General features: G+C 60.7%; 13 protein-coding genes. 2 read left to right on the top strand and 11 right to left on the bottom strand.

Annotated features, from left to right (window positions below; all coding sequences use genetic code 11):
* The first annotated feature begins 25 nt into the window (after window positions 1–25).
* Complete coding sequence (locus phaeop14_RS06680) at window positions 26–478, top strand: iron-sulfur cluster assembly scaffold protein (RefSeq protein ID WP_096789093.1); 453 nt, start codon at window positions 26–28, stop codon at window positions 476–478.
* A 302-nt stretch (window positions 479–780) separates the two neighbouring features.
* Here the strand turns inward: phaeop14_RS06680 and phaeop14_RS19970 are convergent, their stop codons facing one another.
* The 5 genes from phaeop14_RS19970 to sciP form a co-directional block, all read right to left on the bottom strand.
* A complete protein-coding gene (locus phaeop14_RS19970) occupies window positions 781–903 on the bottom strand; it encodes a hypothetical protein (protein WP_024097384.1) in 123 nt (40 codons plus the stop codon).
* Window positions 904–1094: 191 nt separating this feature from the next.
* Window positions 1095–3185: an ATP-dependent DNA helicase RecG gene (gene recG, locus phaeop14_RS06675; protein WP_096789092.1), complete on the bottom strand. Its 2091-nt coding sequence runs from the start codon at window positions 3183–3185 to the stop codon at window positions 1095–1097.
* Window positions 3182–5440 (bottom strand): NAD-dependent DNA ligase LigA, encoded by a 2259-nt coding sequence (gene ligA / locus phaeop14_RS06670; RefSeq protein ID WP_096789091.1) that lies wholly within the window; start codon window positions 5438–5440, stop codon window positions 3182–3184. The genes recG and ligA overlap by 4 nt, the downstream gene beginning before the upstream one ends.
* Window positions 5441–5578: 138 nt before the next feature.
* Window positions 5579–6298, bottom strand: coding sequence for a response regulator transcription factor CtrA (gene ctrA, locus phaeop14_RS06665; protein WP_014874550.1), 720 nt, complete (start codon window positions 6296–6298; stop codon window positions 5579–5581).
* A gap of 125 nt (window positions 6299–6423) precedes the next feature.
* Window positions 6424–6702, bottom strand: a complete 279-nt coding sequence (gene sciP, locus phaeop14_RS06660) for a CtrA inhibitor SciP (protein WP_040104126.1) — start codon at window positions 6700–6702, stop codon at window positions 6424–6426.
* Between the two features lie 149 nt (window positions 6703–6851).
* Between sciP and mnmA the strand changes: the two genes are divergently transcribed.
* Window positions 6852–7997, top strand: coding sequence for a tRNA 2-thiouridine(34) synthase MnmA (gene mnmA / locus phaeop14_RS06655; RefSeq protein WP_040168934.1), 1146 nt, complete (start codon window positions 6852–6854; stop codon window positions 7995–7997).
* Between the two features lie 98 nt (window positions 7998–8095).
* Here the strand turns inward: mnmA and lpxB are convergent, their stop codons facing one another.
* The 6 genes from lpxB to bamA all read right to left on the bottom strand — a co-directional run bounded on the left by lpxB (window position 8096) and on the right by bamA (window position 14472).
* Window positions 8096–9259 (bottom strand): lipid-A-disaccharide synthase, encoded by a 1164-nt coding sequence (lpxB, locus tag phaeop14_RS06650; RefSeq protein WP_096789090.1) that lies wholly within the window; start codon window positions 9257–9259, stop codon window positions 8096–8098.
* Window positions 9256–10044 (bottom strand): LpxI family protein, encoded by a 789-nt coding sequence (locus phaeop14_RS06645; RefSeq protein ID WP_040168931.1) that lies wholly within the window; start codon window positions 10042–10044, stop codon window positions 9256–9258. Before phaeop14_RS06645 ends, lpxB begins: the two co-directional genes overlap by 4 nt.
* A 4-nt stretch (window positions 10045–10048) precedes the next feature.
* Window positions 10049–10834, bottom strand: coding sequence for an acyl-ACP--UDP-N-acetylglucosamine O-acyltransferase (gene lpxA / locus phaeop14_RS06640; RefSeq protein ID WP_040178372.1), 786 nt, complete (start codon window positions 10832–10834; stop codon window positions 10049–10051).
* Between the two features lie 5 nt (window positions 10835–10839).
* Window positions 10840–11304 (bottom strand): 3-hydroxyacyl-ACP dehydratase FabZ, encoded by a 465-nt coding sequence (fabZ, locus tag phaeop14_RS06635; RefSeq protein WP_024097392.1) that lies wholly within the window; start codon window positions 11302–11304, stop codon window positions 10840–10842.
* Window positions 11305–11419: 115 nt separating this feature from the next.
* Window positions 11420–12070 (bottom strand): OmpH/Skp family outer membrane protein, encoded by a 651-nt coding sequence (locus phaeop14_RS06630; RefSeq protein WP_040168928.1) that lies wholly within the window; start codon window positions 12068–12070, stop codon window positions 11420–11422.
* A gap of 5 nt (window positions 12071–12075) precedes the next feature.
* Complete coding sequence (bamA, locus tag phaeop14_RS06625) at window positions 12076–14472, bottom strand: outer membrane protein assembly factor BamA (RefSeq protein WP_040168926.1); 2397 nt, start codon at window positions 14470–14472, stop codon at window positions 12076–12078.
* Window positions 14473–14552: the final 80 nt, after the last annotated feature.

Genomic DNA, 14552 nt, shown 5'->3' with positions numbered 1-14552 from the left:
CATAAGGGAAAGCCCGAGGTACCCCATGTCCGGCGAGACTGATCTGATAAAACTCTACTCCGCACGGATCCTGGCGCTGGCCGCCGATATTCCGCATCTGGACCGGCTCGACACCCCGGATGTGACCGTGAAAAAACGCTCCCCCCTCTGTGGCTCGACCGTGACGGTGGATCTTCAGATCAAGGAGGGCGCCATCGCCGCCTTTGGACAGGATGTGAAAGCCTGCGCGCTGGGTCAGGCCTCCGCCGCAGTTGTGGGTGATGTCATCCTTGGCCGCACCCTGCCTGAGGTCGCGCAGGCCCGCCAGCAGCTGAAGGCGATGCTGACCGAAGACGGGCCAGTCCCGGATGCACCTTTTGACGGGTTTGAGGTGCTGATCCCGGCGCGGGAGTTCAAGAACCGCCACGCCTCGATCCTGCTGGCGCTGGATGCCACCTTTGAGGCGATGCAGACCCATCAGGAACAGACCTGCGCCTAAGCGGTCTGCGCTCAAGCCTGACCACAGGCCCGCAAGCTGCGTGGCTACGACGCAGCCCTGACATCCGCGCACGGCGGTCGTCGGATCCATATTCCACGAACCACACGAAAAAACCGCCGCACACCCGAGGGGGTGGCGGCGGCAGTATGCTCTCTCATGCGGGACCCGAACGGGACCTGTTGACCTGAGGCAGGTCGGCCAGACCGGCAGGCAAACCGGGCAGGCTTGGGACAGGCGGCCCCGTCCGGCATAAAGAGTGCGATCAGGAAATCTAAAACCTCACAGCTGGCCGGTCGGTCGCATCACAGCAGGCCGGGCAGGTGCAAACCCGCCACCAGCATCACAACCAGCGCTGCCGCGCCAATGGCGTCCTGCAGCAGTGTCGATTGGGCATTCTGAACAGTCGTCTTGATTTGGGTCATCATGGTACGTCCTCCTGTCTGTCTTGCTATCGCTCTCTGGCGTCTTGTTGCCTATTTGTTCTCATATCCAGCGGAACCTGTAAAGAACTTTATGAGAACATTTGCGAACACGAAAGAACATGGAACAGGAACAGCGACAGAAACGCCGACAACGGATGCCGCGTTTTCTGTACTCCCTCGACGCTGGGACGAGATTAACCCACAGAAATCAAACGAATTGCTTGGTCCTGCTTCATCAACCACAGAAGAACCCGCGCCGCCTGCCCTCGTGGGCTGGACAGATCAGGATCAGAGGCCAGCAAGGCCCGCGCATCACTTTGCGCCACTGCCATCAGACCCGCCTGCCGATCCAGATCGGCGATACGGAATCGCGGCAAACCCGATTGCGCGGTGCCGATGACATCCCCCGCACCCCGCATCTCCAGATCGGTCTCGGCAATGCGAAAGCCATCCTCGGTCTCGCGCAGGATCTCCAGGCGTTTCTGCCCGCCCTTGCTGAGCGGCGCTTGGTACAGCAGAAGACAGGTCGAGGCCGCCTCCCCGCGTCCGACACGTCCACGCAGCTGGTGCAGCTGCGCCAGGCCAAAGATCTCTGCCCGCTCAATCACCATGATCGAGGCATTGGGCACGTTGACGCCCACCTCAATCACTGTGGTCGCCACCAGCACCTTGGTCTCCCCGGCCTGAAACGCCGCCATCGCCGCGTCTTTCTCTGCGGGTGGCATCTGCCCGTGGACCAGCCCAACCACATCGTCCCCCAACACGGCGCGCAGTTGCTTGAACCGCTCTTCGGCGGCAGTGAGGTCCATCACTTCGGATTCTTCGACCAGAGGGCAGACCCAATAGCATTGCCGCCCTTCGTCGATTGCCCGGCGCAGGTGGCTGACCACCTCCTGCATGCGCTCCGTGCTGATGACGGCGGTTTTCACCGGCTTACGCCCGGGTGGCTTTTCGTCCAGCACCGACACATCCATATCGCCGTACTGCGTCAGGGCCAACGATCGCGGGATCGGCGTTGCGGTCATCACCAGAACATCGGCCCCCTTGCCCTTTTCCGCCAGTTCCATGCGCTGGCGCACACCAAACCGGTGCTGTTCATCGACAATCGCCAGACGCAGATCCCGGAACGCCACATCTGCCTGAAACACCGCATGGGTGCCCACCAGAATTTGGATATCCCCCCGCGCCAGCGCCGCGCATTTCGCAGCCCGTTCCCGACCTTTGTCACGGCCGGTCAGAATCTCCAGCACCACGCCAGCAGTTTCCGCAAGCGGGCGCAGCGCCTCCAGATGCTGACGGGCCAAAATCTCGGTTGGCGCCATCATCACGCCCTGCCCGCCCGCTTCAACTGCGACAAGCAAGGCTATGAAAGCAACCAGAGTTTTCCCGGCGCCGACATCGCCCTGCAGCAGGCGGTTCATGCGCGCGTCCCGCGCCATATCGGCGGTGATTTCATCAATGGCGCGGGCCTGTGCGCCCGTCGGACGATACGGTAAGGCCGCCAGCACCCGCGATTGCAAACTGCCATTGGCCAGACTGCTGCGCCCAGGCAGTCCACGATCCCGCAGCCGCGCCAGCGCCAGCGTCAACTGATGGGCAAACAGCTCATCATAGGCCAGCCGTGTCCGCCCCGGCGATTCTGCCGCCAGCGCATCCATACCATCCGGCGTATGGGCGGCAATCAGCGCTTCCTGCCAGGTCGGCCACTCCTCCTGTCGGATCTGCGAGGGATCCGCCCATTCCTGAAGCTCCGGCAGCCGCGACAGCGCGCTTTGCGCTGCCTTGAACATCGTCTTTTGCGAGACCCCATGGGTCAGATGATAGACTGGCTCAAACTCCGGGATATCACCCGTCTCTGCCACCGGCACCATGTGATCGGGATGCACCATCTGTGCCATCCCATCAAACAGCTCCAGCTTGCCCGACACCACCCGGCGCGCGCCCTCCGGCAGCTGCGCCTCCAGATAGCGGCTGCGCCCATGGAAGAACACCAGCTGGAACTCTTCCTCCGCATCGCTCACATGGATGCGGTAGGCACCGCCCTTGTTGCGCGCAGGCCGATGGGCACCGATGGTGACCTCCACCGTGGCAACCGTGGGGTAATCAAGTCCGCGAATACTGTCGCGGCGGCGGCGATCCACAATCGAATAAGGCAGCGAATACAACAGGTCACGCGGCGTTTCTATATCGATCTGCGCGAAATGCTGCGCCGTCTTCGGGCCGATCCCCTGTAAGGTTTCCAAGCCGGCGAATAGTGGAAACAGGATCTCTGGTCTGCCGCTCATGCGCCTGCAATCAGCTCCAGCCAGCCGTCCTCATCCAGGATCCGCACCCCCAAATCGCGGGCTTTCTGCTCCTTGGACCCGGCACCGGGGCCTGCGACCAGAATATCGGTTTTCTTTGATACCGAGCCCGCCACTTTGGCACCCAGACCTTCGGCGCGGGCCTTGGCCTCTGCGCGGGTCATCTTCTCCAATGTGCCGGTGAACACCACTGTCAGCCCGGTGACGGGACTGTCATTCTGGGGCGCCTCTGGCGGAATGATGTCCAGATGGCCGCGCAGCGCATCAAAAGCCGCCCGTTCTTCCGTATTGGCAAAGGCATCGGACAGCGACAGCCCAAGCGTGGCGCCAATTCCGTCAATTCCTGTCAGGTCGTCCCATGCCGCGCGGGCCTCGGACGGCACGTTCAGCGCGGCGATGGCGCGGTCGCGTGCTTCCTTGATCCGGGCGCGGCGTCCCTCCTGCGCGGCCGCGATCCGTTCACGGTCCTCCGCCTCATCCGCCGCCCGCTGCGCCAGGGCGGCTGGACGCGCTATATCCACCGCCGCAGCCATCGCGTCCCAGTCGCCATAATGCAGTGCCAGATCGCGCGCGCCGACCTCGCCCACATGACGGATCCCAAGGCCAAAGATCAGCCGTGCCAGCTCAATCCTGCGCTTTTCCTCAATCGCGGCAAAGAGATTCGCAGCCGAGGTCTCGCCCCAGCCATCGCGGTTTTTCAACTTGGCGAGCGTCTTTGCATCCCGCGCCTGAAGGGTAAAGATATCGGCAGGGGTTTTGATCGCCAGCACCTCGTCACCGTAGAAGGCTTCGATCTGCTTCGCCCCCAGTCCGTCGATATCAAACGCCTTGCGGGAGACGAAATGCTTCAGCTTTTCAACCGCTTGCGCCGGGCAGATCAGACCACCAGTGCATCGGCGCACCGCGTCTCCCTCCTCGCGGACCGCATCACTTCCGCATTCAGGGCACACCGCAGGGAAGGCAAAAGGCACCGCGTCCTCGGGGCGTTTGGAGAGGTCTAAATCGGCAATCTTGGGGATCACATCGCCCGCGCGATAGACCTGCACCCAATCGCAGATCCGGATATCCTTGCCGTTACGGATTTCGTCGCCCTTCGAATCCAACCCGGCGATATAGTCCTCATTGTGCAGGGTCGCATTAGAGACCACAACGCCACCCACGGTGACCGGCTGCAATCGGGCCACCGGGCTAAGCGCGCCGGTCCGTCCCACCTGAATGTCGATGCCGTCCAGTCGCGTCCACGCCAGTTCCGCCGGGAATTTATGCGCGATGGCCCATCGCGGCGTGGTTGAGCGAAAGCCGAGACGCGCCTGCAACGCCAGCGCATCCACCTTGTAGACCACACCGTCAATATCATAACCCAGCGTCGCGCGCTGTGCCTCAATCAGGCGATATTGCGCGATCAGCGCGTGCGTTGTGGTGCAGTGTTTGGTCAGCGGGTTGGTCTGAAAGCCCATCTCCCGTAACCGCGCGAGCGCCTCAAACTGCGTTTCTGCCAAAGGTTCCGACAGCTCCCCCCAGCTGTAGGCAAAGAACCGAAGGGGCCGCGACCGGGTGATCTCCGCATTCAGCTGGCGCAACGATCCCGCCGCCGCATTGCGCGGATTGGCAAATGTCTTGCCCCCCTGCGCAGCGTGGCGATCGTTCAGTGCCGCGAAATCCTCGTGGCTCATATAGACTTCGCCGCGCACCTCCAGCACCGCCGGCGCGGCACCGATCTCTTGCGGGATATCCGCAATTGTGCGGGCATTTTCAGTAACATTTTCCCCCACTGCGCCATCCCCGCGGGTGGCGGCATGGATCAGTTTGCCGTTCTCATAGCGCAGCGACAGCGACAACCCGTCGATTTTCGGCTCCGCCGTATAAGCAAGCGGATCCGAGGCGCCGAGGCCTAAGTATTTGCGCAACCCCATGTCGAAATCCCGCACATCCTCATCGTCAAAGGCGTTGCCCAGTGACATCATCCGCTGCGCATGGGTGATCTTGCCAACGCCGGAGGCCACCGGCGCACCAACCGTCTCCAGCGCGGTTGCGCCGTCTGCCAGTTCCGGAAATTGCTCGGCAAGTGCGCGATATTCACGTTTCTTGGCGTCGTAGTCGGCGTCGCTGATCTCTGGATCATCCGCCTGATGATAGGCAAGATCCGCCGCGCGCAGCTCGTCCTGCAACGCCAGAAATCGGCTGCGCGCCTCGTCGCTGGTCAAATCCTTAAGATCGTTCTTGCCTGACTGGGTCACGGTTCTCGCCTCGCTCTGTCTAAGCTAGGTGATAGGACGGTGACGCCATCGCGTCCAGCCGCAGCAAGGTTCGCGATATGAAAAATCCCGCCGCGGCGGGATCGTTCGGGTATCAAACTAGAGTGGTAAAGTGCCCTCTCAGGCTCCTACCGCCATCCGATGACCACCGGACATCTGATCGTCCTGCGGGTCGCGCAGCACATAGCCCCGGCCCCAGACCGTTTCGATGTAATTGTCACCGCCCGTCGCCGTGCTCAGTTTCTTGCGCAGCTTGCAGATGAAGACGTCGATGATCTTCAGCTCAGGTTCGTCCATGCCACCATAAAGATGGTTGAGGAACATTTCCTTCGTCAGGGTGGTCCCCTTCCGCAGGCTCAGCAGCTCCAGCATCTGATATTCCTTGCCGGTCAGATGCACGGCCTTGCCACCAACCTCGACAGTTTTTGCGTCAAGGTTAACAGAAATCTTACCGGTATTGATAATCGATTGCGAATGCCCCTTGGAGCGACGGATGATGGCGTGAATACGGGCCACCAGTTCCTCGCGATGGAAGGGTTTCGTCAGATAGTCATCGGCCCCAAAGCCAAAGCCCTTGATCTTGTTCTCGGTGTCATCGGCACCGGACAGGATCAGGATCGGCGTCTCGATACGGGCCATCCGCAGCTGCCGCAGCACCTCGTGGCCATTCATATCGGGCAGATTAAGATCCAGCAAAATCAGATCGTAATCATAAAGTTTGGCCAGATCGATCCCCTCTTCACCGAGATCGGTCGAATAAACGTTGAGGTTCGCATGAGTCAGCATCAACTCAATGCTCTTCGCCGTTGTTGGATCATCCTCAACAAGAAGAATGCGCATATTATTTTCTCCGCCTGTACACTGTTTCCCTCAGGTCGAATTAACCTTGCTGGAAAAAAGTTAATGGCCCGTTACCATGATGGTTAATTTGCGCGATCACCTCAAGTGTGAATGATTTTTTTGTATCAGGATTTACGATAGTCCTTCAAACGGGTGGCTTTCAGCGCGTCCTCCCCGAAATCAGCCACGGCTGAGACCCAGCTGCGAAACTCTTCCTCGCTCAGGCTGTATCGGCGCAGTGCCTCGCTTTGCGGGATCAAGCCGTAGAGCACACCACGCACGACTGCTGCCTTGCGCGACGCGACCCAACGCCGTGTGGTCTTTGGCGGCAAATCCGCACGCGTCATCACCGTGCCATCCGGCAGGGTGACAGCGCGGGGGCCATCGACTTTCTTCAAGAACATCTTCTCTTCCTTCGTGTGGAGCATCGAAATTGGTCCGTCCCCACATTTCGCGCAAACGCCTTAAGGAGGGGTGAACCTGCCCCCTTGAGGATCATTAGGATTTTCCTATATTCTGCGGTGTCTTTCCTACATATCCGAGGAGTCGCCTGATGGCGCAGGATGCACATCCCCAACTGAATTCGCTTGGCTTTGCCAAACCACCCGCCGAAACTCGGGTGGTCGTGGCCATGTCCGGCGGCGTCGACAGCTCTGTTGTTGCTGCACATTTGGCCGATGAGGGCTATGATGTGGTGGGTGTGACCCTGCAACTTTATGATCATGGCGCGGCGCTTGCGAAGAAAGGTGCCTGCTGTGCCGGCATCGATATTCACGATGCCCGCCGCGTTGCGGAGGAGCGGGGCTTTCCGCACTACGTGCTGGATTATGAGAACATTTTTAAGGATGCGGTCATTGATGAGTTCGCAGACAGCTATCTGGCTGGCGCAACCCCGGTGCCCTGTATCCGCTGTAACGAACGGGTGAAGTTCAAGGATCTGCTGGAAACGGCCCGCGATCTGGAGGCCGATTGCATGGCCACCGGCCATTATATCCAGCGCAAGGACGGCCCAAACGGGCCGGAGCTGCACTCCGCCGAAGACGCCAATCGCGACCAGAGCTACTTTCTGTTCTCCACCACCCCGGAGCAGCTGGACTACCTGCGCTTTCCGCTCGGCCATCTGCCGTCCAAGGATGCCACCCGCGAGATGGCGTCTCAATACGGTCTGGCCGTCGCGGATAAGCCGGACAGCCAGGACATCTGTTTTGTCCCGAATGGCGATTATGCCAGCGTGATCGAAAAACTGCGCCCCGGCGCGGCAGACCCCGGCCAGATCGTCCATGCCGATGGGCGCGTGCTGGGCAGCCATGAGGGCGTCATTCACTACACCATCGGACAGCGTCGCGGTCTTGGCATCGGCGGGCTGAGCGAGCCGCTCTACGTGGTGAAGCTGGATGTTGACACCAAACAGGTGGTGGTCGGCCCCAAGGAGATGCTGGCCACCCGTACGATCCCTGTGCGCGAGATCAACTGGCTGGGGGATGAGGCGTTCACCAGCCGCGACGCATGGCATCTGAAGGTCAAGGTGCGGTCGACCCGCCCCCCGCGTGACGCCATCATCCGCCCGATTTCGGAGACCGAGGCGGAGGTCGAACTGCTGACCCCCGAGGAAGGCATCTCCCCCGGTCAGGCCTGTGTGTTCTACGCCGGTGAGGGCAGTCGTATTTTTGGCGGCGGCTGGATCTGGCGCGGCTACTGACAGGCACCTCTAAAAAACAAAATCGAGATAGTGTCTGAGGGCAGAGCTGCCCTCAGGCGCGGCTCTGCATCCGGCAGGCGTCAGGTCGGGGCGGAGGACTACGTCGGCAGACGATCCAACACGGCGCGGGCCGCGCGCAGGCCGGGATCTTCGCCGCCCTCACCCAACCGCTCCATCGTGGTGGCCATGGCAGAGGATTGCGCGGTCGGCTCCGCCTTCACTTTGATCAGCGCCTTGGCAATAGCCTCCGGCGTGCACTCAGGGCCAAGGCATTCCGGCACCACGCGGGTGTCGCTGACCAGATTGACCAGCGTCACAGTATCAATCAGTGCCATCCGCCGCATGATGTGCCAGGTGAGCCACTGGAACTTATAGGCGATCACCATCGGGGTGCGCGCCGCCGCCAGCTCCAGCGAGACGGTGCCAGAGGCTGCCAATGCCAGATCCGCCGCTGCGAAAGCTGCGCGTTTGTGCGCCTTCGCCACCTCAGGCTCCAGCGTATTGGGGTCAATCACCACCGCCGTATCCGACCATTCCGCCAGATGGCTGCGGACCAGATCGGCAACCGGACCCGCAGCAGGCACCACGATCCGGTATTCCGGGTGACTGTTCTGAAACTGTTTGAGCGCGGCGCCAAACACCGGCGCCAGACGTGTCACCTCAGAGCGGCGCGACCCCGGCAGCGCCAGAACAGTTGGCGTATCGTCAAGCTGGTAGGCACTGCGAAATCCGGCAATCTCCTCCGCCGATGCCTGTGGTTCGCCCACAACGGGGTGGCCAACAAAATCACACTCCATACCAGCCGCCTGCATATAGGGCGGCTCAAACGGCAAGAGCGCCAGCACATGGTCGATCACCTTGGCCATCTTCTGTGCCCGTTTGGGGCGCCAGGCCCAGACCGAAGGCGCGACGTAATGCACCGTGCGGATATTGCTGGCCTCTTTCACCAATCCAGCGACCCGCAGGGAGAAATCCGGGCTGTCGATGGTGATCATCACATCCGGCTTCATGTCCAGCACTGCATCCGCAGTTTCACGAATGCGACGTTTCAGGTGACGGTACTTCGGCAGCACCTCCGCCAGCCCCATCACCGACAATTCCGACATATCGAAGCGCGAGACCAGCCCCTGCTCTGCCATCAACGCGCCGCCCACCCCCTCGAAACTGACATCCGGGCGAAGCTGGCGCAGACCAGCCATCAGGGCCCCTCCCAGCCGGTCACCCGAAGGTTCCCCCGCAAGGATGAACACCCGCAGGCTCATGCGCTGCGCAGCCAGAGAAACAGGCCCAGACGATTGCAGGTGGCCACCACATCATCCTGGTTCAGGACAATAACGCCCCCCGCTTCCAGCACGATCCCGGAGAGCCCGGCCTTCGCCGCCAGCTCAACCGTCTGCACGCCGATGGTGGGCAGATCTGCGCGGCGGTCCTGCCCCGGTTTGGGCGCCTTGAACAACAGCCCACCGGTGCCATCCGGGCGTTTTTGCAGCGCGCTCAGCATCCAATCGGTACCAAAGAGGTTCTCCACCGCAATCGCCTGCCCCCGACGCACAGCACAGGACTGGCCCACATCGGCGCGGCTCATGGCGTCCACAACCTCGGCGCCACGCTCTGCATCGGGCTTGTCCAGTTCGCCCGGTTTGATCTCGGTCGGAATGCCTTCGGCCATCAGCAGATCCGGTGCCACCTCATGAGCGGCGCGCACGGTCATACCTGCCTGTTCAAAGATACCGATGATGGCCCGCAGCGCGCCGTCATCGCCGGCCGCCAGAGCGCCCTGAAGCACCGGCACCAGCGGCAGGGTCTCGGCGTCAATCTCGCCGGGCTCAATCGCCGGACGACGCACCGCCCCCGCAAGGCAGATCTCCGTCACGCCTGAGGCTGCCAACCGCGCGATAAAACTGCCGAGTTGTTCCAGACGAAAGGTCAGTTCCGGCTCGATGTGATCCGGCTCCGATCCGCGCATCGCGCAGATCAGCGGTCGATCAGACAGGCGTGCGGCCAGTTCGGCAGGCAATGCGCCCTGCCCTGCAATCAATGCCAGCATGTGATCAGCCCCCCGGCGTCAGGAAAGAGCGGTCGCTCTCACCGGTGATGAATTCGACGATTTCCTGCACGTATTCACTGTCGCTTTCGGCACCCAGACGGCGCGCACGCTCCTGAAAGGTGCCTTCACCCTGTGCCAGCATCTGAAACGCGGCCCGCAGCGCGGTGATATCAGAGCGTTGCACGCCCCGGCGTTTCAACCCGACAAGGTTCAGCCCGTCCAGCTCCCCGCGCGGGGCCTGCACCAACCCATAGGGAATCACATCATTGGTCACCATGGTGACGGCCCCAACGATGGCACCGTGCCCGATCCGCACCCATTGGTGGATGCCAGACAGACCGCCGATGATGACGTCATCTTCCAGCACGCAATGGCCCGCGACCGCGGCCGAGTTCACAACGATCACCCGATCCCCGACCTGCGCGTCATGGGCGATGTGACAGCCGGCCATGAACAGGCCATCGTCGCCGATTTTGGTCACACCGCCGCCGCCTTCTGTGCCGGCGTTCACCGTCACATGCTCACGGATACGGTTGCGCTTGCCGATCACGGTCTTGCAGCGCTCGCCCTTGAACTTCAGGTCCTGCGGGATCTCCCCCAGAACGGCGAAGGAAAACACAACTGTATCTTCGCCGATCTCGGTATCACCGGTCACCACAACGTGAGATTTCAGCTCCACCCGGTCGCCAAGCACGACATCAGAGCCAATCAGGCAGAACGGGCCGATGACGCAATCCGCACCGATCTTGGCCCCCTCTTCAATCACCGCGCTGGGGTGGATCCGGCTCATCTGGGTCAATCCTTTTGCACGTCGACCATAGCGGAGAATTCCGCCTCTGCCGCCGTTTCACCATCAACAGTCGCGACGCCCTTGAATTTGAAGATCTTGCCGCCGGGCTTGCCACGGGTGGTTTCCACGCGCATTTCCAACACATCCCCGGGGATCACTTTGCGACGGAATTTGCATTTGTCGATGTTCATGAAATAGATCAGAAGCTCGGTGTCGATCATATCCATGCCAACGCCCAGCATCACCCCGGCGGTCTGCGCCATCGCCTCAACGATGGTGACGCCCGGCATGATCGGCGTGCCCGGGAAATGGCCCTGAAAATGCGGCTCATTCATAGTGACATTCTTGATGCCACAGGCCGAGGAATAGCCATCGATCTCGACGACCTTATCGACCAGCAAAAACGGGTAGCGATGCGGCAAAATCCGCTGGATCAGGTGAATGTCGGCGCTTTTCAGCTCGGTTGTCATTGCGGTTTTCCCGTTTTCTGAATGTTAGGTATGTCCTAGCAAGTGGCCACAGCTTCGGCAAGCCGCCGGGCAGGTCCGGGCAGATCTGACCTCTGCCAGACCTGCGATCTCCAAATCACTCGCTGTCGACCTCAGACTGACTGTCGCGACCATCGCCCAGAACCTCATTCACCCGCGCAATCGCCAGATCTGTCACATCCGCCGCATCTGCACTAAGGAACACGCTGGCATGCTCCAGAATGGCCCCGGCGCCCGCTTCCAGCATGATCTGCTGCAGCACGGGCAAGGACGCAGTGAAGAAATCGCGTCGCGCGTCTTCGCCCATCTGGTTGATATCACGCAGTTTCTGATCCTGATTGCGGCGGGTTTCCTGGACCTTCTTGTCAAAGGCATCCGCCAACGCGCGAAAGGCCTCGGGATCCATACTGCTGCGCCGCTCCGTCAGATCCAGCTCCTCCGCACGCAGCTCCGCCTCGATCCTGCGGTTCTCCGCCGTCAGCACCGCGCCCTCGGCGTCCAGCTCCTGCGTGACCCGTTGGCCAAAGGCACTCTCGGCATAGAGCCGCTCGGACTGGATGGTCAACAGCCCCGTCTGTGGCGACCCCAGTTGCAGTGTTTCCCCAATCGGAAACCCCGCCGCGGGCACCGTCGCCTCCTGCGCGATACCGGGCAGGCTCATCAACGGCAGCACGACAAGAGCGCGCAGAAAAGGCGCCAGCCAACCAGCCAGCGCCCCCCTGTGCCGTGTGTCCACAGCTTGTGTCATTGCGATCAGAACCGCGCCTGAAGTGTCAGGTCAAAGCTCTGCTCCTGGTCGAAGTCTTCTTTCTTCAGCGCCTTGGAGAAGTTGAAGCGCAAGGGCCCGAAACCTGTGGTCCACAGCAGCGAGAAGCCAACAACATGACGATAAGAGCCGCCGCGTCCAACGATATTGCCACCGGCAGCGCCGGTATCGGCGTTGTTCAAACCCCAAAGGTTGCCAACATCATAGAACAGACCACCGCGCAGTCCGATCTCTTCGGGCAGGCCCAGCGGGAATTCCGCATCAAAACGCGCAGCTGCGTAGTAGTTGCCGCCGAGGAAGTCGTTGTAATTTCCGCCGCTTCCGTTCGGTGACTGATCCCGTGGGCCAATCCCACCGGGTTCAAAACCGCGCAGGATGCTGGGCGACAGAACAAACCGGTCGATGGAGCGGCTGAACCCGTCCCCTTGCCAGCTGAATGCACCCGCCTCGATGGTGGCGCGCAACGTGACCTCTTCGTTGAAGACACGCCGCTGGGCGATGAACTTCGCGGTGCTGCGCAGATATTCAGAGTCTCCGCCAAGCCCTGCATAGTCAGCGCCAACCTGGATCAAATACCCCGAATTCGGGTCCAGACCGTTCAACCGGCTGTCCACCGTATAGGTAAAGCCGATGGTGCTGGCGTTGATAGCGCCCTGATTGATCTCGCTTCGAACAAGCGGCCCGGCCAGCGGGAAGCCAGAGGAATCGTCGCCCCGGCTGATCATCTCGTCCTCATCCCAAGTATAGCGCACCTGAAGATTGCTGTTTTCAGAGGTCTGGAAGGTCAGCGCAGGCGAGAAAAACGCCCGCTTGGTATCATAAAGGGCAAAGCTGGAATCGGTCTCCGAAAAGCCCAGATCCAGATCGAACCGCAGGTCGCGACCCAACAGGTAGGGCTCTGTAAAGCCGAGAGTATATTCTTCTTTATCCTGCGCAGTGGAGATGTTGAACGACAGACGCTGGCCACGGCCAAGGAAGTTGTTCTCCGACAGGCCCAGGCTGATGCCGAAACCATCGTTGACCGAATAGGCCCCGCCAAGGCTCAGCGATCCGGTTGGTTTCTCTTCGACGTCCACATCGACAACCACCTCACCGGCGCTGCCGCCTTCACGAACGTCTACTTCTGCGGTCTCAAAGAACCCAAGCGCCCGGATGCGTTCTGCGCTCTCGCGGATTTCACGCGGGTTGAACGGGTCGCCTTCAACTGTGCGGAACTGTTGACGGATCACCCGGTCCAGAGTGGTTGTGTTGCCTTCGATATCAATCCGCTCAACAAACACGCGTGGTCCGCGGGTCAGAACAAAATCGACATCGAGGGTCAGATCCCGATCATTGCGGCTGATGCGCGGCTCCACCCGCAGGAAATCGATCCCCTTGCGGATGGCAAAGGTTTCCAGCCGCCGGATCGCATTTTCAACAACGCTTGGGGAATAGGTCACGCCGGGGCGCACCTTCAGCACCTTGCGGAACTCATCAGCGTCGGCTTCCGACATTTCGCTGGTGACCGAGATCTCACCGAACTCAAACTGCTGGCCCTCGGTGATATCCACCACCAGGAAGGCGGCGTCGCGTTCTTCGGTGACTTCGGCGTTGGTGCTGTTGATACGCACATCCACATAGCCGCGCGACAGGTAGAAATCGCGCAGAACCTGTTTGTCGAACTCAAGGCGGTCTTCAATCAGCGTATCCGCCCGAATGAAGGTCCGCAGCAGACCCGCCTGTTTGGTTTCCAGCACGCGACGCAGGCGACGGTCGGAATAGACCCGGTTGCCCACAAATGACACGCGCTCCACCTCAATGGTATCGCCTTCGGAAATTTCGAACACCAGATCAACGCGGTTGTCGCTGCGCCGGATGATGCGCGGTGTCACAGTCGAGGCCAGACGCCCCTGCGCGCCGTAAGCTTCCGCGAGGTTGGAGGCATCCCGTTCGGCAACTGTCGGGTTAAACACCCGGCGCGGCGCTGATTCTATCAGCGCCAGCATTGCATCATCTTTGATACGGCGATTGCCTTCAAAGCTGATTTTGTTGATGGTCGGGAATTCGGTCACCTTGATCACCAGCGTGTTGCCCTGCGGCACGATCTCGACGGTTTCAAAAACACCACTGTCGAGAATACGCTGATAAGCATCATTGAGCTGACCGGCACTGACGGATTTGCCCCGTTCAATGCCTGTATAGGCCACAATTGTTGAGGTCTGGATACGTTGATTGCCCTCGACCTGAACGTTTGTGAAACTGTAGCTCTGCGCCACTGCGACCTCTGGCGTCAGGACAAACCCCAATGCAATTGCCAGCGCCGCGGCAGATACGTTTCTATACAAAATATGGGCACCCAATTTGCGCCCCCCACAGGATGTACCCGTGTGCTTCCCCCGAACCATCAGTCAAAACCCGATTTTTTTACAGCTTAATCCGTGCGTATCGGGTTTATCGGCGCTTGTCAAAAACAACAAAAAGGCGC

Origin of the sequence: Phaeobacter piscinae (genome assembly GCF_002407245.1) — a bacterium.
Classification (GTDB): Bacteria; Pseudomonadota; Alphaproteobacteria; order Rhodobacterales; family Rhodobacteraceae; genus Phaeobacter; species Phaeobacter piscinae.
This window is presented reverse-complemented; position numbering and strand designations above follow the sequence as displayed.

What these genes read in the sequence shown, in the direction of transcription:
- phaeop14_RS06680 (WP_096789093.1), top strand. Translation starts at nt 26, where the DNA reads ATGTCCGGCGAGACTGATCTGATAAAACTCTACTCCGCACGGATCCTG.
- phaeop14_RS19970 (WP_024097384.1), bottom strand. Translation starts at nt 903, where the DNA reads ATGATGACCCAAATCAAGACGACTGTTCAGAATGCCCAATCGACACTG.
- recG (WP_096789092.1), bottom strand. Translation starts at nt 3,185, where the DNA reads ATGAGCGGCAGACCAGAGATCCTGTTTCCACTATTCGCCGGCTTGGAA.
- ctrA (WP_014874550.1), bottom strand. Translation starts at nt 6,298, where the DNA reads ATGCGCATTCTTCTTGTTGAGGATGATCCAACAACGGCGAAGAGCATT.
- sciP (WP_040104126.1), bottom strand. Translation starts at nt 6,702, where the DNA reads ATGTTCTTGAAGAAAGTCGATGGCCCCCGCGCTGTCACCCTGCCGGAT.
- mnmA (WP_040168934.1), top strand. Translation starts at nt 6,852, where the DNA reads ATGGCGCAGGATGCACATCCCCAACTGAATTCGCTTGGCTTTGCCAAA.
- lpxB (WP_096789090.1), bottom strand. Translation starts at nt 9,259, where the DNA reads ATGAGCCTGCGGGTGTTCATCCTTGCGGGGGAACCTTCGGGTGACCGG.
- phaeop14_RS06645 (WP_040168931.1), bottom strand. Translation starts at nt 10,044, where the DNA reads ATGCTGGCATTGATTGCAGGGCAGGGCGCATTGCCTGCCGAACTGGCC.
- lpxA (WP_040178372.1), bottom strand. Translation starts at nt 10,834, where the DNA reads ATGAGCCGGATCCACCCCAGCGCGGTGATTGAAGAGGGGGCCAAGATC.
- fabZ (WP_024097392.1), bottom strand. Translation starts at nt 11,304, where the DNA reads ATGACAACCGAGCTGAAAAGCGCCGACATTCACCTGATCCAGCGGATT.
- phaeop14_RS06630 (WP_040168928.1), bottom strand. Translation starts at nt 12,070, where the DNA reads ATGACACAAGCTGTGGACACACGGCACAGGGGGGCGCTGGCTGGTTGG.
- bamA (WP_040168926.1), bottom strand. Translation starts at nt 14,472, where the DNA reads ATGGTTCGGGGGAAGCACACGGGTACATCCTGTGGGGGGCGCAAATTG.